This is a genomic window from Streptosporangium heterodermiicola (assembly GCF_051390675.1).
In the GTDB taxonomy this organism is placed as follows: Bacteria; Actinomycetota; Actinomycetes; order Streptosporangiales; family Streptosporangiaceae; genus Streptosporangium.
The window spans coordinates 1-715 of record NZ_JBPJSR010000083.1 but is presented as its reverse complement, the minus strand read 5'-3'; the positions used below and the strand labels follow the sequence as shown (position 1 = coordinate 715).

The 715-nt window shown below is 67.6% G+C and carries 1 protein-coding gene; it reads left to right on the top strand.

The window, feature by feature from the left end; translation table 11 throughout:
- Positions 1–715 (top strand): sugar phosphate isomerase/epimerase family protein (locus ACSC1Q_RS42985; protein WP_436764511.1); only part of this gene is annotated, 715 nt, incomplete at both ends.

Below are 715 nucleotides of genomic sequence, written 5' to 3'. Positions count from 1 at the left end.
TGTTCACCGGCCAGTGGGCCGACCTGCCGTTCGAGGAGGTCTGCCGCCTGGCCTCGGGCTGGGGATACGACGGACTGGAGATCGCCTGCTGGGGCGACCACTTCGAGATCGACAAAGCTCTCAGCGACGACGACTACATCCCCCGCAAACAAGAACTCCTCGCCAAGCACAACCTGTCGGTCCACACCATCTCCAACCACCTGGTCGGCCAGGCCGTCTGCGACAACCCCATCGACGCCCGCCACCAGGGCATCCTGCCCGCCCGCATCTGGGGCGGCGGCGACGCCGAGCAGGTCCGACGCAACGCCGCCGAGGAGATCAAGAACACCGCCCGCGCCGCCGCCAAACTCGGCGTCAACACCGTGGTCGGCTTCACCGGCTCCTCCATCTGGCACACCGTCGCCATGTTCCCCCCCGTCCCACCCCAGATGATCGAAGACGGCTACGCCGACTTCGCCGACCGCTGGAACCCCATCCTGGACGTCTTCGACGAGGTCGGGGTGCGCTTCGCCCACGAGGTCCACCCCAGCGAGATCGCCTACGACTACCACACCACCGTGCGCACCCTGCAGGCCATCGGCCACCGCCCCGCGTTCGGCCTGAACTGGGACCCCTCCCACATGGTCTGGCAGGAGATCGACCCGGTCGCCTTCATCCTGGACTTCGCCGACCGCATCTACCACGTCGACTGCAAGGACGCCAAGGTCCGCACCGG